Genomic DNA, 15,313 nt, shown 5'->3' with positions numbered 1-15,313 from the left:
TTTGCCTGTCCTGTCCTGTCCGTTCTGCGCAAGCCTGCCTTCAGACCGCGCGAAATCCTTCTAGCCGCCTAAGCGAGCGACTTAACTGTTTTGCCAGTCCACCTGGCGCAACAGCCACATGTACTGCTTTTTCGCGGCCAAAGGCCGCGCCAATCTCGGCAGCATCCAGAACGGTATAAATCGGCAGATCCCGGGCTTTCGCCTCGATCTTGGATTTTCCGTCCGCAGCACCATCTCGGGCTGCCAATATCATTGCCGCGCCCTCGTCAATCTGGGCCCTGACTTTTTCGTAACCGGCAACCGCCTGACCGGCTCTGCGCGCAAGCGACAGCAGATCGAGACTTTTCTGAAGCAAAAGCTTCTCGATCCGGTCTGCCAGCGCAGGATCAATCACGACTTTTTGCCGCGCCGCCTTGGCAAAGGCATTTTTTGCACAGGCGGTATTTATCACATCCCGCGACGGGCACAACCATAATCCCCGTCCAGGCAACCGTTCCTCAAGGTCGGGAACAACCGAATCATCCGGTCCGATCACAACCCTAAGAAGGTCTTCCTTGGGCCGGACTTCGCCGGTGACGATACACCGGCGTTCCGGAACCTCGGCTACCTTGCCGCCTTTACGGTGCGACATGGCGTCCTCCGATCAGCCCTCAGGCGTCTTCGCCTTCTTCGGCATCTTCGGAAACTTCTTCTTCAAGTCCTTCGAACCAGCCAAGCTGACGACGCGCGTCCATGATCAGGTCATTGGCCTGATCCATGGTCATGTTGTCCGCATCACCGACATATTCGATCAGCTCGTCGCTTGCGAGATCCGCAAAGTCCTCAAGGGTTTTGACATCGTTCTCGCCCAGGCGAACAACAACGGCCAGCGACAGTCCGCCAAATTCGACGAGGTCATCGGCAACCTTAAGCTCTTCACGACGCTTCTGAAGACGTTCGGCTTCTTCGGCAAGGAAGTTACGAGCGCGCGTGCGCAGCTCTTCGGCGATTTCTTCTTCGAAACCTTCAATCTCTGCCAGTTCGGCCAACGGCACGTAACCGACTTCCTCGATCGAGGTAAAGCCTTCGGCGACCAGGAGATGGGCAATGACTTCATCAACATCAAGTGCCTTGATGAACATCTCCGCCCGTTTACGGGCTTCTTCCTGGCGACGTTCGCTTTCGTCTTCCTCGGTCAGGATATCGATATCCCATCCGGTCAGCTGGGACGCCAGACGCACATTCTGACCACGACGGCCAATGGCCAGGCTCAGCTGATCGTCGGGAACGACAACCTCGATACGATTGGTTTCTTCATCAAGAACAACCTTGGTGACCTCGGCCGGAGCCAATGCGTTCACAACGAAGGTTGCCGGGTCTTCCGACCACTGGATGATGTCGATTTTTTCGCCCTGAAGTTCGCCAACAACAGCCTGCACGCGCGAACCACGCATACCGACACATGCCCCGACCGGGTCGATCGAGTTATCCGACGACTGAACGGAAATCTTGGCGCGCGACCCCGGATCACGGGCAACCGATTTGATTTCGATAATACCGTCGTAGATTTCCGGAACTTCCTGGGCAAACAGTTTTGCCATGAAAGTCGGATGGGTACGCGACAGGAAGATTTGCGGCCCACGCTGTTCGCGACGCACATCAAGGATCAGCGCACGAACGCGATCACCCTGACGGACAGTTTCACGCGGGATCAGTTCTTCGCGGCGCAGAATGGCTTCTGCACGGCCCATATCGACCAAAACATTACCAAACTCGACTCGTTTGACGACGCCGTTGATCACTTCACCTGCACGGTCTTTATATTCTTCGAACTGACGCTCACGTTCCGCATCACGGACCTTCTGCACGATAACCTGTTTTGCGGTCTGCGCAGCAATACGTCCGAAATCGATCGGCGGCAGCGGATCAATCAGGAATTCACCAAGCTGGATATTTTCGTTGCGAATACGCGCCTGTTCCAGCGACATCTGGGTGAAGTCGTTTTCGATATCATCCGTGACCTCGATGAAACGGGCCAGCTTGATTTCACCGGTTTTACGGTCGATATGGGCACGGATGTCATGCTCGTGGCCATATCTGGAACGGCCGGCCTTTTGGATGGCCTGCTCCATTGCGCCAAGAACTTCATCACGATCAATGCCCTTTTCACGGGCAACGGCATCTGCAACCTGCAAAAGTTCCGGCCGCGGCATTCCCGAAGTTGCTTCCATATCCAACCTCTATTCTGCGTTTTCGTCAGACCGGCCCTTGCCGGTGACATGCGCGATCAATTCATCCGTCAGCACCAATTTCGACTTTGCGATATCGGCCAACGGCAACAATTCACGTTCGCCATCGACAATCAGGGCGACCGCATCATCCTCAACTCCATCCAGCTTTCCGCTGAAACGGCGACGGCCATTCTGGGCCATCACCAGCTCGACCTTTGCCTCGAACCCGCGCCAGACATCAAAGTCCTTGGCACGGGTCAGCGGGCGGTCAATACCCGGTGAACTGACTTCAAGGTGATAAGCCCCGGAAATCGGGTCCTCGACATCCATCAGGGCAGAGACGGTACGGCTGATTTCGGCGCAATCTTCTACATTGATGCTGCCGTTGCCATCCGCACGATCTGCCATGATCTGCAAGACATTACTGTCCTTGCCCATCATGGACACACGTACCAGTTCGAAACCCAGCGCATTGATCGACGGCTCGATAATCTCCGTGATCCGCATCATCAGCGGGTCTTTCAACTGTTGTCCGATCAGCTCAGCCATATAGCGATGCCATACCCCAAAAAGCACAAAAGAGCGGGCGAAGGGCCCACTCTTTGTCAGAATTTACAAAAAGCTTGGCGGCTTTATACAGCCGACTTTGCCAGAAATCAAGTCACGATCCTGTCTCTGCAAGCCTTTCAACCAAGGGATTTGCGCCTATGCGGCAAGCTTGCGATCTTCGATCAAAAGGGTTCGGAAAAAGTCAAAGGCAGCAATAGCACCATCAATCACTTCCTGTTCTTGTTTAGCGCTTAAAGCCAAGCCATTGACCTGATCAACAAATTCGCGCCAATGCTTGCCGCGACCGTCTTCGTGCCCAGCCAGGTGACGGGCACCAAACTCGGCATTCAGCCCGATATTTCCGGCTGCTTTCAGCAAAAATGCCGCCCCAAGCGACGAACCTTCACAAACATATAACCATCCCAGACGACCCATTCCGGTTTGGGGAACAGGAAATGGTTTGGTATTTTCAGGTAGGCTGCATTGCAGGTCTGCAAGATCTGCACAGACATGATTGAACCGACTGCGCATCGAAAGCCCGGGTATCAGGTCGTTCAGGTCACTGGCGTCATAAAGCGGTTTTACAGCGCGGTGAAACACATACTGCATCCCGACAAACCGGGCGTAGTTATCGCGGCTTTCAAACGGTGCCATTTCCATCACCATGTCATCAATGTGCTGATGGTCGCCGGTTGTTGCCTGTTTGAGGTTCTGAAGGCGGGTTTTTATCACACCGTCTGCTGTTATATCCAAAGTCATCCCGATTACCTTTCGTCCCTGTCCGCAAATGCCGCATGAATTCGCAGCCCTTTAAACCAGAAACGATTCGGGGCGTTCGATATCCGAAACCGGTGAAAAATTATTCTTCGCGGAACGCGCGGGCAAACTGATCGGTAAGCGGTTTGGCAAGATAGCTAAGTGCGGTGCGATCCCCCGTTGCGATAAAGGTTTCAACCGGCATGCCGGGCATCAGACCTTGCCCATCAAGTTTTTCCATCTCGCCACCGGCAATTTTCACCCGGACATTATAGTAGGTTTCGCCTGTCAGTTCATCGCGTGACAGGTCCGCTGCCACAAAGGACACCGTCCCGGAAAGTTCCGGCGTTGTGCGCTGATTAAAGGCAGTAAAACGCAGCATCGCCTTTTGCCCTGGATGGACCTGGTCAATATCGCGCGGGTTGGTTCGGGCTTCGATCACCAGCTCATCCTGATCAGGCACAATCCCCATGATCCGGTCCCCGCCCGCAACCACGCCGCCAATCGTATGTACCGTCATCTGATAGACCGTCCCGTCATAGGGGGCACGGATGTCGACACGACGCAGTTGATCGCGCAACGCAACCTGCTTTTGCATCAATTCAGCCAATTGTTGATCAATGTCACCCAGTTCCGTCAGGACTTCGGTTTGGCGGTTCCGGTCAAGCTGCAGGATCGACATTTCTGTTTCCGAGATTTGCATGCCGGTCGCGGCAATCTGTGCCGTCAACTCCCCGTGTTTGCCCCTCAGACTGGCGCGTTCACGACGCAATGCCGCAACACGGGTAATCGGTACAAGCTGCTTTTTGTAAAGCATTTCAAGCCCGTCAAGTTCATCGCGAATATGGCGGCTTTCTTCTTCATTGGCAGCTTTCTGGGCCTCAAGCCCGATGATCGTCTCCGAAAGCTGCAACAGTTTTTGCTCAAGCTGGGCCTTTTCACCCTCCAGACTTTTACGCCTTGCTTCGAATAGTTTTGTCTCGGCCGCAACCAGCTCAACGATTGCCAGGTCCTGCATACGGGCCGCGAACAAATCGGGCACGGCAACGATTTTCGCTTCGTTCCGTTCAGCAACCAGACGCATTTTGCGCGCCCGCAAGGCATCGATCTGGCTATCGACAATGCCAAGGCTTGCGCGTGCCATCGTATCGTCCAGCCGGATCAGAAGATCACCGGCCTGCACCCGATCCCCGTCACGCACGTGGATTTCACCAATAATGCCTCCGTCAGGGTGCTGCACATCCTTGACATTGCTTTCGACCACCAGTTTGCCGGTAGCAACCACCGCCCCGGAAAGATTGGCCAACGCCATCCAGCTTCCCAGACCAGCAAACAATGCCAGCATCACGGATACGCCAAACAGGGTATGTCGACGCAAACTATGCATTGCAGGGCTGGCGAATGGAGTTTTTGACGACGTGTGCGACTTTTTTCGGCTCATGCGCTTTCTCCGACCTGACGCATGGTTTTGCGCAGAATGTCGTCACGCGCACCAAAGGCAATCTGGCGTCCATCCTTAATAACCATCGCCAGATTGACCGTTGCCAGTGCGCCGGGGCGATGGGCAATCATGACAACAATCGCCCCGCGTTGCCGGGCCAGACGGACCGCTTCGATCAGGGCCTGTTCCCCGGCACTGTCGAGACTGGAATTGGGTTCATCAAGGACAATCAGGAACGGATCACCAAACAGGGCACGCGCCAGCCCGATCCGTTGGCGTTGCCCACCCGACAAAATAAGCCCGCCACTTCCGATCGGCGTGTCATATCCCTTGGGCAGAGACAGGACCATGTCATGCACCCCGGCCAATTGCGCGGCCTTAACGATTGCCGCAGAGTCCACATCGCTCCGTAGCCTCGCAATATTGCGGGCAACAGTATCGTCAAACAGATCGACGTCCTGCGGCAAATAACCGACATGCACCCCCAGCCGATCCGGCTCCCAGTGGTCAAGCTCCGCCCCATCCAGGCGGATGGTGCCATTATGGATCGCACCAATCCCGACCAGTGCGCGACCGAATGTCGATTTCCCCGATCCGCTTGGCCCAATAATGCCAAGCCCGTCGCCTGCTTTCAGGAGCACGTCGTTGATGCGCAGCAATACGCGCCCCGGTGCGGCCAGCTTTCCTTCCACCCGCTTTGCAGGGGCCCGAACGATCAGATTGGAAACATGCAGGCTTTGTTGCGGGGCAGGCAGTTCGAGGCGTTCAGACGTTTTTTGTGTGTCGGCAAAGCAGCGTTCAAGACGTTGTCGCGATTGACGGGCACCAACAAATCCGCGCCAGTTGCCAATCGCCTGTTCGACCGGGGACAATGCTCGTGCTGTCAGGATTGAGGCGGCAACCATCACACCCGGTGTGACTTCCTGCAGGATCGCCAGATACGCACCAAGTGCCAGAACGCCGGACTGCATCGCAAGGCGAATGACCTTGATATAGGCCGAGAAGGTCGAATTGACGTCACCGACACCGGTATTGTCGCGTAAATACCTGTCATTCAGACGTGCCCAATAGTCCGTGAAACTCGCCAGCATGCCCATCGCGCGAATGGCTTCGGCATTTCGACGCCCAGCTTCGACAAGATTTGCACGTGAAACGGCTTGGCGGTTCATCCGTTCAACCTGGCGACGGGTGGCAAGCTCGCTGATCAATGTCAAAATCACCAGAATGATACCGCCAATAAGGGCAAGAAAACCAAGCCAGGGATGAAAAGCAAAAACGATCCCCAGAAACAGCGGCATCCAAGGCATATCGCAAATCGCAATAGGGCCCGCACCACCCAGAAACTGTCGGATTTGATCAAGATCGTTGAGCGGCCTTAAGGTTGCATTATCATTTCGCAGCGCCTGATCGAGTGTAGTTGCCAGTGCCATAGGCCCAACTTGCTCATCCACCCGCCAGCCAATCCGCACCAGCATCCGCGCCCGAAGCGCATCGACAGTTCCCAGAAACATGTATAGCGCCAGCATCAGAACAACGAGCGCGACCAGCGTCGGCACACTGCGGCTCGCCAGAACCCGATCATAAACCTGCAGCATGAAAAGCGGCCCAGTCAGCATCAGGATATTTGACACGCCGCTTAACGCCGCGACCGACAGGAACGCTCCGCGCACGGATCGAATGGCGGCCGCCAACGGCGAGAATACGGACGATTTGGACAAATGTTGCGAATGGACCTGTTCGAACACGCTGTTTCCATTCCGGAAAAGAAAAAGATAGGATGAGGTGGGCACCGCTGTTCCGCGGTGCCCTGCAATCAAAGACCTTGTGCCCGTTCCGCCGCCTGCGGAGCGGGCCGTCTTCGTTAAACGAAGTCGCTTGCGTCAAGGTCGTTGAAGTCAACACCAGTCAGGGTGATGGTGCCGTTGGCATGGGTAATGAGCGCATTGCCAGCACCATCATCTCCAATCGTGACCGAGTTGTAATCGATATCGAGAAGATCGGTGCCATCGGTGAAGTCGGTAACGGTGTCATCACCGAACGATGCCGAAGTATCGAACTCGAAAGTGTCTGCCCCGCCATTGCCAGTCAGGACGTCGTCACCTGCAAAACCGCCGATCACATCCGCGCCGGAACTGCCGTTGATTTCGACACCTTCGGAGGCAAAAACAGACTGCAATTCTGAACTGTCACCACCAAAAAGCGCGGTCAGGACCATACCAGTCTTGCTGCTGCTTAGGTCAAGGCCAGAAATATCGACCGACGAGTCGCTAAGATTGTAGTCGCCGCTAGAATCCTGAACCAACGTTTCCCCGAATGAAAGCTGATCAAGATTTCCGACAATCTGATGGGTGCTGATGTCATAGGTGAAGTCATCTCCGCCACCGGTCGTTGCAAGGAAGCCATCGGTGTAGCTTGATGAACTGTCTTCATCGCTGAGATAGTATTGCGGACCGTCAAAGAGCCCACCATTCAGAAACTCGCCGTAGTTGAACAATCCCTTGGAAAAGTTGGCGTCGAAATCTTCCAACAGACCATGCAGATCAACACCGTTTCCGGAACCATCTGCGTTCAGATCAATTGTAATAGTCATTTAGACATCTCCTGGTTTGTTTCCGCCCCAACCATTGGAGCAACATGATGAGGATGACTATTATTATCATCATGAGTCAACAAAATAATGTTTAAAATCAAATACTTAGTTGAAAGAAAGACAAACCTATCCGGTCAGGTCGATGACCTGACCGGTGATTGGCATTTTTCCTTTTAAGCGGCCTAGAAGTTGCCGCTGAGACTGATGATCGCGGTACGTCCCGGTGCCGGGGCATACGTTCCCCCGCTTCCTTGAACATATCCCTCATCGAACAGGTTATTGACGGCGAACCGCAGTTTCACGGCATCGTTGATGTCATAGGAACTGTAAAAGTCGAATACGCGGTACTTGTAATATTCGCCACCAACGGTCGAGAGACTTACCGACCCGACCTGGGAACCATAGTTTTCTTCCGGATAAACGAATGTCGCCCGCATTCCCAAGACAAGATCCTGATCGAAAAGACGGAACCCGCCGTCAAGCGTGTATTTGCGTTTGGGCGGCGCATAAATGCCAAACAATCCGCCAACTGTACCGTAAGTAGCTGCGTTCTGCGCTGCAGTAGAATAGGTGGTATCAAGAATGAACTGATTATAATTCCCGATCAGATCAATGTCCGATGTCGTCAACGTACCGCCAAAATAGTACTCACCAGCATCATAGAAGGCCTCAAGCTCCGTACCGGTCATATAGACAGGGTCACTAAGGTTGACCATGCCCGCCCCAACCGATGGCCAGTTCACTGACGGCAGTGAGGGCAAAGGCACGAAACCAACAGTCGTATAATTATCGATTGTTGAACGGTAGTAGGACAGTTTGGCTCTGAATCCATCGCCCTGCTTTATGACGTTATCGAACATGAAGTTGACACCAACTTCCTTGGTTTCAACTTCCTCAGCCTTGAGATTGGCGTTCGAAAAATAGGTAACCGGCTGATCACCGATATGCATGCCCTTGAACATGGCTTCCATCACTGTCAGCGCCCGCAGGTTTTCGCGATAGTTGGCAAAGAATTGCAGACCGGGGAATGGCGTCACGCTTGCACCAAAAGACGGCGAAACCCGGTCCTCCGACAAATCAACGTCCAAAGGTACGTCATTGCCGCTTCCGCACTGCTGTGATGTAAAACCACCGGGTAACGCTTCACACCAATACGAGTCACCTGTCAATTCGTAACGGTCGTAGCGAAAACCACCACTGATTTGAAACACGTCGTTCCAGCCATACGTCGCCGTTACATGTCCACCATAAACATCACGCTCCCCGGATGGGGTTGTTCCTTCTGCCTGATAGGCAGAACCTGATCCTCCAAGGTCCTCGACCTCAGAGGTTGTCTTTGCCCTGTCGTGAAAGAACTCGGTACCATAGTCAAAGCTAACCTTGCTCAGGCCATCACCCACTGAATATAGCTCGAACTTGCTACTGTTGGCCAAATCAAGCCCTGTCGTATCAAGCGTATAGTCCGTGTCGTAGGGGTTCTGGCTAACTGATCCACTGGTGTTAAATCTGGTTGGCCTGTATTGGTTACTTTCTGTTCGGGTCCAATAAACGTGCGTATCCAGATCGACCAAATCAGTCGACGGATTCCAGTTGTGCTTGGCGGTCAGGGTATGGGTTTTGGTTTCGTTCAGATCCGGTCTTGTATTCGTGACGTCGTTGGTTTTGGTGTAATTGCTTTTTGAGCCAACATACCCAAGATTCAGTTCCTGATCATCTGTAAGATGGACATTGGCTTTCACCAAACCGGATGTCTGGCGAAGGAAAGTGTATTCAGGTCTGGAACTGTGTACATCGTGATAATTGCCGTTTCCGTCAGTAAACAGGGCTGGATTGCGTTTCCCCGGACTATAGTCACCAATGACCTTCCGGCTTACCGCGGCTGAGATGTCAAACCTTGGCGCAAGCCTAACACCTCCAGCAGCATCGCCCGCAAATTCGTAATCATTCGTGCCGTGGCTGACATTTACCTTGCCGCCCCATTTTTCGCCATCATCAAGAATGTCTTGTGTATTGAGGGTACGCATTGTGACGATACCTGCAGAAGACCCGGCACCACCATTCTGGTTGAGATTGGATTTCTCGATCTCCACTTCTGCCAACAAAGCAGGGTCCAGATACACACGAGAAGATGTGCCATGTGTCATCTGATTATAGTTCTGACGCGCGCCGTCGATATTGACGTTCACACGCCCCATTTCCTGCTGACCGCGAACGTTGACTGTCAAACCGGGGTCACGCGCGTCATTGGAAATATCCACACCGGCAACATTGTTGAAAATCTCGCGCGCTTCGCGTACGGGCGACTTGCGCATACTTTCCTGGGTAATTACCGCTACCGAGCCCGGCGTTTCATACACTTTGTCCGGTACCCCATTAGGACCAAGCGCCCTTTCAGTCGCCGTTACGGTGACCGGAACAGTTATGATTGAGGCGTTACCGGCATCTTCCCGTACAGGATCAATGATGGAAATGGTTGTCGGATTGACGGCATTCCAGATCAAACCGCTTTGCGACAACATGCGATCAAGGGCTGCGCCAGCCGTCATATTCCCCTGGACGGCAACGCTTTGTGTACCGTCGGGCAATGTCCCGTCCACGGCAACATCGATCCCCGATACACGCGAAAAATCGACCAATGCCATGGCAAGCGGTTGTGCGGATATATCAAATGAGAGCATATCATTTGACAAGGTCACGCCCCCTTCAGCGGCCTGCGCAATTTCAGCCTTGTTAGCCTGTTGCAATATTTCTGCGCCCCGGGTTTGAGCCCCCACGGCAAGCGGCATCAAAGCAATCATGCCACTGCCAACTGCTGTCAGGGCAATTGTGCGAACACCCCCAATAGGTGTACTGGATTTACGAATTATTTTGTTGGTGTCGACAATGCGACCCACCCCGTTCGAGAGCATTCTTTTTGTCTCCTGAGTCACGAATGCATACCTATGAGATTGCGTCTCATTCGTTATTTCGTTACTCAGTTAGACGAGGCTGAAATTCAGATATCTGATATTCATTGCTTTTTTTTGATAATAATTTTTATTATCAAAATATTCTGACCGAACCGAGGGATCATATCGATTGGTGATTTTGGAGTTTGATAGGGTCAGGCGGCGCGAATGACGGTCAGGTAATCTGTAAACCGATGCACATTGATCGACAGAACGCGGGCCAGAACCGGCAGAACATCCTTTGACCGTTCAAGGTCGACCACAAGGGTTACCGGGCGGGATTTGAGTTCTTCACCGATGATCATGATCTTGCCGTTCTGCCAGCGCTGCAAAACGCGAACGACTTCGCCGAGCGGCCTCCCCATAAAGACGAGCTGGCCGTTCCGCCAGGCCAGCTCTGCCGAAAGATCAACCTCGTAAGGCCGCCCGATTTGCACATCTCGATAGCGCACGGCATTTCCCGCAGCCACTTGGGTTTGCGCGCCGCCAACACGAACAATCAACGGATTTTGTTCGGCGATTACCGTGACATCCCCATCATAAGCAGCCACATCGAGCCTTCCGCCCCACGACCAGCTTGCGCCATGGGCAGCAGCAACAAAAAAGGCGTTGCCTGTTGCCGAATGATTGAACCATGCTTCGCCGCTATGGAGTTCGACACCGTTTATCCCGTCACGCGCGACGTAGGACATAACGGTATCGCTCGCTAGTTCGGCCTCAACACCGCCGGGAAGGGAAAAACTATGCCGTTCGCCGGTTACAGTCCGGATATCGGCAAAAGGGTGACGCGGGGCGAATGCCCAACCCGCACTGATGACAAGCGCTGCCGCCGTTCCCGTCATAAAGGCACGTCGACCGACCTTATTGCCTGTTGAAAGATTAAGGCTAGTACTGCCACTCCAAAGCCTTTCTATCTCGCCAAAGGCCTTAAGATGCGCCGCATCAGCCTCGACCCAGCGGGCGAATGCCCGACGGTCTTCTTCGGTTTCACTGCCATCAAGCAACAGTGCAAACCAATAGATCGCCTGCTCCGACACCGTATCGGGCAGATTTGCGAGGTGATTTTCACCTGTCATAGCCATGAATGCCGGGTTCCGTGCGTCATTGATCAGATGGTCTTTGGGCATATCACACAAACACCCCAACTATTGGGACGAACCTGAAGCGCATATTTCTGATCTGACAGTCAAATTTTTTCCGATTTATCCATTGCCTCTTTGACAAGTGTCAGGGCACGGACCATGCGGCTAAACGCGGTTTGTGTCGGAATGCCAAGTTGTTCGCCGATTTCGACGTATGTTTTGCCTTCAAGCCGGGCAAGAATGAAAACAGTCCGAAGGTTTTTTGGCAAAGCATTCAGTGAAGCCTGTAGATGGCGCAATTCCTGCCGAGACCATGCGATCTGTTCGGGGGACGGAGCGTCATCGGCAACGAATTCAAATGCTTTATCGGGTTCCTGAACGAAGGTCAGTATTCGTTCCCGCCGGAAATGATCGATCACCAGATTTTGGGCCGTCCTAAAAAGATAGGACTGGGCAAATTGCGGATCGGGTAGCGATGGTGTGGTCACAACCCGAAGGAAGGTGTCCTGCACGATGTCGTCGGCCATGTGCCACGACAACTTCCGCCGCTGCACAAAATGCAGCAACCGGGAGCGATAGGTTCGGAACAGTATGTTGACATCCCAGTGTGTCACGGTTCGGACCTTTGGAATTATGCGCAAAAATTGTTGTTACCGGCATTTGGCACAAGCGTTTTTGCGACAATGTCATATCAGTGGAACAACATGAATATCGCACATGACAATCATTCTCAATTAAAATTTCAACTTATTGAAATTGTGCCGTTATGTTGTTCACGCAAAAGAAGACCCGCACACAACGAAAAGCCTTTGGTGCGGTTCAGATAACAATAGAAAACCGTGCAGATCAGGAACGCTTTTTACGACGAAACCGCAAATAGTTGCACTTTTTGCCCTGACGGAGTGCTTTTTGTTCATAACGGGTTTTGACCCAATCAACGGGCGGATTGCGCCAGTCTTCGGGGCTTTCAGCAAGCCATTCGAAATCCGGATGATTGTGCAGATGTTGCAGTGTCCAGGAAATATACTGCATATCGTCGCTGGCCACCCGGAACTCGGCCCCATCTTTGAGAAGACGCGCCAGCAATGCAAGGTTTTTGGGGCCAATGAATCGACGTTCAGCATGACGCTTTTTCGGCCACGGATCCGGGAACAGCAGGAATGCCCGATCAAAGCAGGCATCAGCCAGCTTATAAAGCAGTGGTCGGGAATCGTCCGCAATGACCCGAACATTGGTCAGTCCGCGCTCATCGATATGGCGCAACAGGCTGCCAACCCCGTCCATAAACGGTTCAGCCCCGATAATCCCCGTCTGCGGGTTGGCCTGAGCCTGGCCCGCCAGATGTTCCCCCCCGCCAAAGCCGATCTCGAGCCAAAGCTGTTCCGGTTTCTCCTCGAAATAGCTATTCGGATCAACATCAGCCTGATCGGGATAGGTAATCCCGATTTTCGGCAACAGTTCGTCGACCAGCGCCCGGCGCGAGTCCTTAAGAGGACGGCTGCCACGACGGCCATAAAAATTTGGACGATCCGGAGTTGGTAGCGGGCGGTTGCTGTTGCGCATTGTCTTATCTGTCAGGACGGGTTCGAAAAGGGGTTCAAAATCAAACGGGCGGCCCCGGAACTGTATCGGGGCCGCCCGCCTCATATCATGTCACACGATTTTGGCAAATCGCGCGTTGGCTTTTCAGCCAATCAGGCACCGAATGCCGACTTAAGATCACCCACCAGATCGGTACGTTCCCAAGAGAAGTGACCATCTTCCTGCGGCTGACGACCAAAATGACCGTACGCAGAAGTCGGGGTGTAAATCGGACGACACAGCGAAAGATGTTCGCGAATGCCACGTGGGCTGAGATCCATCAACTGACGCAGCACACTGCCCAGCTTGATTTCATCCACATTACCGGTGCCATGGTTATTCACATAAAGAGCCAGCGGCTTGGAAATACCGATCGCATAAGCAACCTGAATGGTGCAACGTTCAGCAAGACCAGAGGCAACAACGTTTTTCGCGAGATAACGCGCAGCATAAGCAGCCGAGCGGTCAACCTTGGTCGGATCTTTGCCCGAGAATGCACCACCGCCATGCGGTGCAGCGCCACCATAGGTATCAACGATGATTTTACGACCGGTCAAACCGGCGTCGCCATCAGGGCCACCAATAACAAAACGACCCGTCGGGTTGATGTAAATCTCGTCTTCGGCTGGCATCCAGCCTTCCGGCAGAATGTTCTGGATATAGGGCATAACAAGCGAGCGCACATCGGCCTGATTAAGGCCATCTGCGTGCTGGGTCGAAACAACAACCGACGTCGCCCCAACCGGCTTGCCATCTACATAGCGCAAGGTAACCTGGCTTTTTGCATCCGGACCGAACTCAGCCGATTTTCCAGAATGGCGGTCTTCGGCCATTTTGCGCAGGATACGGTGCGAGAACTGGATCGGAGCCGGCATCAGCTCATCCGTTTCGTTGCAGGCATAACCGAACATGATGCCCTGATCTCCCGCGCCGAGGTCTTTTTCACCAGCGGAGTCGACACCCTGAGCGATATCTGCAGACTGTTCGTGGACGTGGCACTCAATCTCGGCCGTTTTCCAGTGGAAACCTTCCTGCTCGTAGCCAATGGCGCGAATGGCTTCGCGTGCAGCTTCGACCATGACTTCCTTCGAAACGCTTTCAGGACCGCGAACTTCGCCAGCCAGAACCACACGATTGGTAGTTGCCAGAGTCTCAACGGCAACGCGCGAATCTTCATCGGCGGCCAGAAACGCATCAACGATGGAATCGGAAATGCGGTCACAGACCTTGTCCGGGTGACCCTCGGAAACCGACTCACTGGTAAAAAGATATTCGGAAAGAGACATTAAAACCTTCTCCGGTAAAAAAGGAGTTCCAAAACTGGACCGGAGGGCATCGGTACAAGTTTGCACCAATTGCGCCCACTTAGCCTTTTTTAACGTGGTGGCAAGCGGTCCAAATCCGTCCACGTATTCAATCGGGCTTATCACCCAAGCTGCGGTTTTGCCCCAATGACATTTTAGGGTCAAGAAAGATCGACGCATAAGCGTAACGCGCCTGACGCATTTCGGCCAGAAACTCGAAGGAAACAAAGAAAAAGCGCATCTGCAACTTTCTGGCAAATGCGCTTTTTGAAATCATAATTTCGGGTGTCTTCTATTTCGCATTTTCGTTATCGGCAACAAGAATGCCCATCGATTTAACCAGCTCGAAAACACGCTTGCGCTGGGTCGGATCGGTGATCCGATAATATGCACGTACCAGTTCAAGGGTTTCACGGCGGTTCATCGGATCATTATCGAACGGATCCGGGCTTTCCGACATTTCGCGACGCTCATGCACGGATTTCGTCGAAATCTCGTCAGGCATATCATCAAAGAAGAATGAAACCGGTACTTCCAGAACGCGCGACAAATCATAAAGGCGCGAAGCACCGACACGGTTTGCACCGCGTTCGTATTTCTGGACCTGCTGGAATGTCAGCCCAATGGCCTCACCCAGTTTTTCCTGGCTCATACCAAGCAGGGTTCTGCGCAACCGAACACGTGCACCGACATGAATGTCGACGGGGTTCGGCTTGCCATTTGCGGTCCGGCCCCGACCTCTACCACGGGTATTCTTGACCATCGTGTTTTCATCCTTAGGCGACATTTTGTGTTGTCCTTCTCTCACTCCGACCTACCCGCTCTTATTTTTGGTGGGACAATCAGGGAGCG

Annotated in this window: 13 protein-coding genes; all 13 read right to left on the bottom strand. The window is 53.3% G+C overall.

All coding sequences use genetic code 11. The features are described 5' to 3' along the window. Nucleotides 1–40 precede the first annotated feature (40 nt). The 13 genes from P8T57_RS09300 to P8T57_RS09240 all read right to left on the bottom strand — a co-directional run bounded on the left by P8T57_RS09300 (nt 41) and on the right by P8T57_RS09240 (nt 15,224). Nucleotides 41–631: an RNA-binding protein gene (locus tag P8T57_RS09300; RefSeq protein ID WP_007088418.1), complete on the bottom strand. Its 591-nt coding sequence runs from the start codon at nt 629–631 to the stop codon at nt 41–43. Between the two features lie 19 nt (nt 632–650). Beyond that, nucleotides 651–2,210 carry a transcription termination factor NusA gene (nusA, locus tag P8T57_RS09295; protein WP_037989105.1) on the bottom strand — a complete coding sequence of 520 codons (1,560 nt, stop codon included), beginning with the start codon at nt 2,208–2,210 and terminating at the stop codon, nt 651–653. A 9-nt stretch (nt 2,211–2,219) separates the two neighbouring features. Beyond that, the gene (rimP, locus tag P8T57_RS09290) at nt 2,220–2,759 is read right to left on the bottom strand and encodes a ribosome maturation factor RimP (RefSeq protein ID WP_082822658.1); all 540 of its coding nucleotides are present in this window, start codon (nt 2,757–2,759) and stop codon (nt 2,220–2,222) included. A 156-nt stretch (nt 2,760–2,915) separates the two neighbouring features. Continuing rightward, nucleotides 2,916–3,518, bottom strand: coding sequence for a biliverdin-producing heme oxygenase (locus P8T57_RS09285; protein WP_007088421.1), 603 nt, complete (start codon nt 3,516–3,518; stop codon nt 2,916–2,918). Nucleotides 3,519–3,618: 100 nt separating this feature from the next. Continuing rightward, nucleotides 3,619–4,956 carry an HlyD family type I secretion periplasmic adaptor subunit gene (locus P8T57_RS09280; RefSeq protein ID WP_037989103.1) on the bottom strand — a complete coding sequence of 446 codons (1,338 nt, stop codon included), beginning with the start codon at nt 4,954–4,956 and terminating at the stop codon, nt 3,619–3,621. Next, nucleotides 4,953–6,701: a type I secretion system permease/ATPase gene (locus tag P8T57_RS09275; RefSeq protein WP_084716539.1), complete on the bottom strand. Its 1,749-nt coding sequence runs from the start codon at nt 6,699–6,701 to the stop codon at nt 4,953–4,955. The genes P8T57_RS09280 and P8T57_RS09275 overlap by 4 nt, the downstream gene beginning before the upstream one ends. Before the next feature lie 116 nt (nt 6,702–6,817). Next, nucleotides 6,818–7,546 (bottom strand): heme acquisition protein HasA, encoded by a 729-nt coding sequence (locus P8T57_RS09270; RefSeq protein WP_063092204.1) that lies wholly within the window; start codon nt 7,544–7,546, stop codon nt 6,818–6,820. Between the two features lie 182 nt (nt 7,547–7,728). Next, nucleotides 7,729–10,455, bottom strand: coding sequence for a TonB-dependent receptor (locus P8T57_RS09265; protein ID WP_341365264.1), 2,727 nt, complete (start codon nt 10,453–10,455; stop codon nt 7,729–7,731). 194 nt (nt 10,456–10,649) lie between these two features. Beyond that, nucleotides 10,650–11,621, bottom strand: a complete 972-nt coding sequence (locus tag P8T57_RS09260; RefSeq protein ID WP_341365263.1) for a DUF4880 domain-containing protein — start codon at nt 11,619–11,621, stop codon at nt 10,650–10,652. A 59-nt stretch (nt 11,622–11,680) separates the two neighbouring features. After that, entirely contained in the window at nt 11,681–12,190 is a 510-nt protein-coding gene (locus tag P8T57_RS09255) for an RNA polymerase sigma factor (RefSeq protein ID WP_065701880.1), read from the bottom strand. A 232-nt stretch (nt 12,191–12,422) separates the two neighbouring features. Continuing rightward, entirely contained in the window at nt 12,423–13,139 is a 717-nt protein-coding gene (gene trmB, locus P8T57_RS09250; RefSeq protein WP_341365262.1) for a tRNA (guanosine(46)-N7)-methyltransferase TrmB, read from the bottom strand. Between the two features lie 131 nt (nt 13,140–13,270). Beyond that, a complete protein-coding gene (gene metK / locus P8T57_RS09245) occupies nt 13,271–14,443 on the bottom strand; it encodes a methionine adenosyltransferase (RefSeq protein ID WP_341365261.1) in 1,173 nt (390 codons plus the stop codon). 310 nt (nt 14,444–14,753) lie between these two features. Continuing rightward, a complete protein-coding gene (locus P8T57_RS09240) occupies nt 14,754–15,224 on the bottom strand; it encodes a helix-turn-helix domain-containing protein (protein ID WP_037989098.1) in 471 nt (156 codons plus the stop codon). Nucleotides 15,225–15,313 lie beyond the last annotated feature (89 nt).

The sequence above is a fragment of the Thalassospira sp. SN3W genome, from assembly GCF_038070535.1.
Classification (GTDB): Bacteria; Pseudomonadota; Alphaproteobacteria; order Rhodospirillales; family Thalassospiraceae; genus Thalassospira; species Thalassospira xiamenensis.
This window is presented reverse-complemented; position numbering and strand designations above follow the sequence as displayed.

Excerpts from the sequence above, each read along its gene's own strand:
- P8T57_RS09300 (WP_007088418.1), bottom strand. The coding sequence starts at position 631 with ATGTCGCACCGTAAAGGCGGCAAGGTAGCCGAGGTTCCGGAACGCCGG.
- nusA (WP_037989105.1), bottom strand. The coding sequence starts at position 2,210 with ATGGAAGCAACTTCGGGAATGCCGCGGCCGGAACTTTTGCAGGTTGCA.
- rimP (WP_082822658.1), bottom strand. The coding sequence starts at position 2,759 with ATGGCTGAGCTGATCGGACAACAGTTGAAAGACCCGCTGATGATGCGG.
- P8T57_RS09285 (WP_007088421.1), bottom strand. The coding sequence starts at position 3,518 with ATGACTTTGGATATAACAGCAGACGGTGTGATAAAAACCCGCCTTCAG.
- P8T57_RS09280 (WP_037989103.1), bottom strand. The coding sequence starts at position 4,956 with ATGAGCCGAAAAAAGTCGCACACGTCGTCAAAAACTCCATTCGCCAGC.
- P8T57_RS09270 (WP_063092204.1), bottom strand. The coding sequence starts at position 7,546 with ATGACTATTACAATTGATCTGAACGCAGATGGTTCCGGAAACGGTGTT.
- P8T57_RS09265 (WP_341365264.1), bottom strand. The coding sequence starts at position 10,455 with ATGCTCTCGAACGGGGTGGGTCGCATTGTCGACACCAACAAAATAATT.
- P8T57_RS09260 (WP_341365263.1), bottom strand. The coding sequence starts at position 11,621 with ATGCCCAAAGACCATCTGATCAATGACGCACGGAACCCGGCATTCATG.
- trmB (WP_341365262.1), bottom strand. The coding sequence starts at position 13,139 with ATGCGCAACAGCAACCGCCCGCTACCAACTCCGGATCGTCCAAATTTT.
- metK (WP_341365261.1), bottom strand. The coding sequence starts at position 14,443 with ATGTCTCTTTCCGAATATCTTTTTACCAGTGAGTCGGTTTCCGAGGGT.
- P8T57_RS09240 (WP_037989098.1), bottom strand. The coding sequence starts at position 15,224 with ATGGTCAAGAATACCCGTGGTAGAGGTCGGGGCCGGACCGCAAATGGC.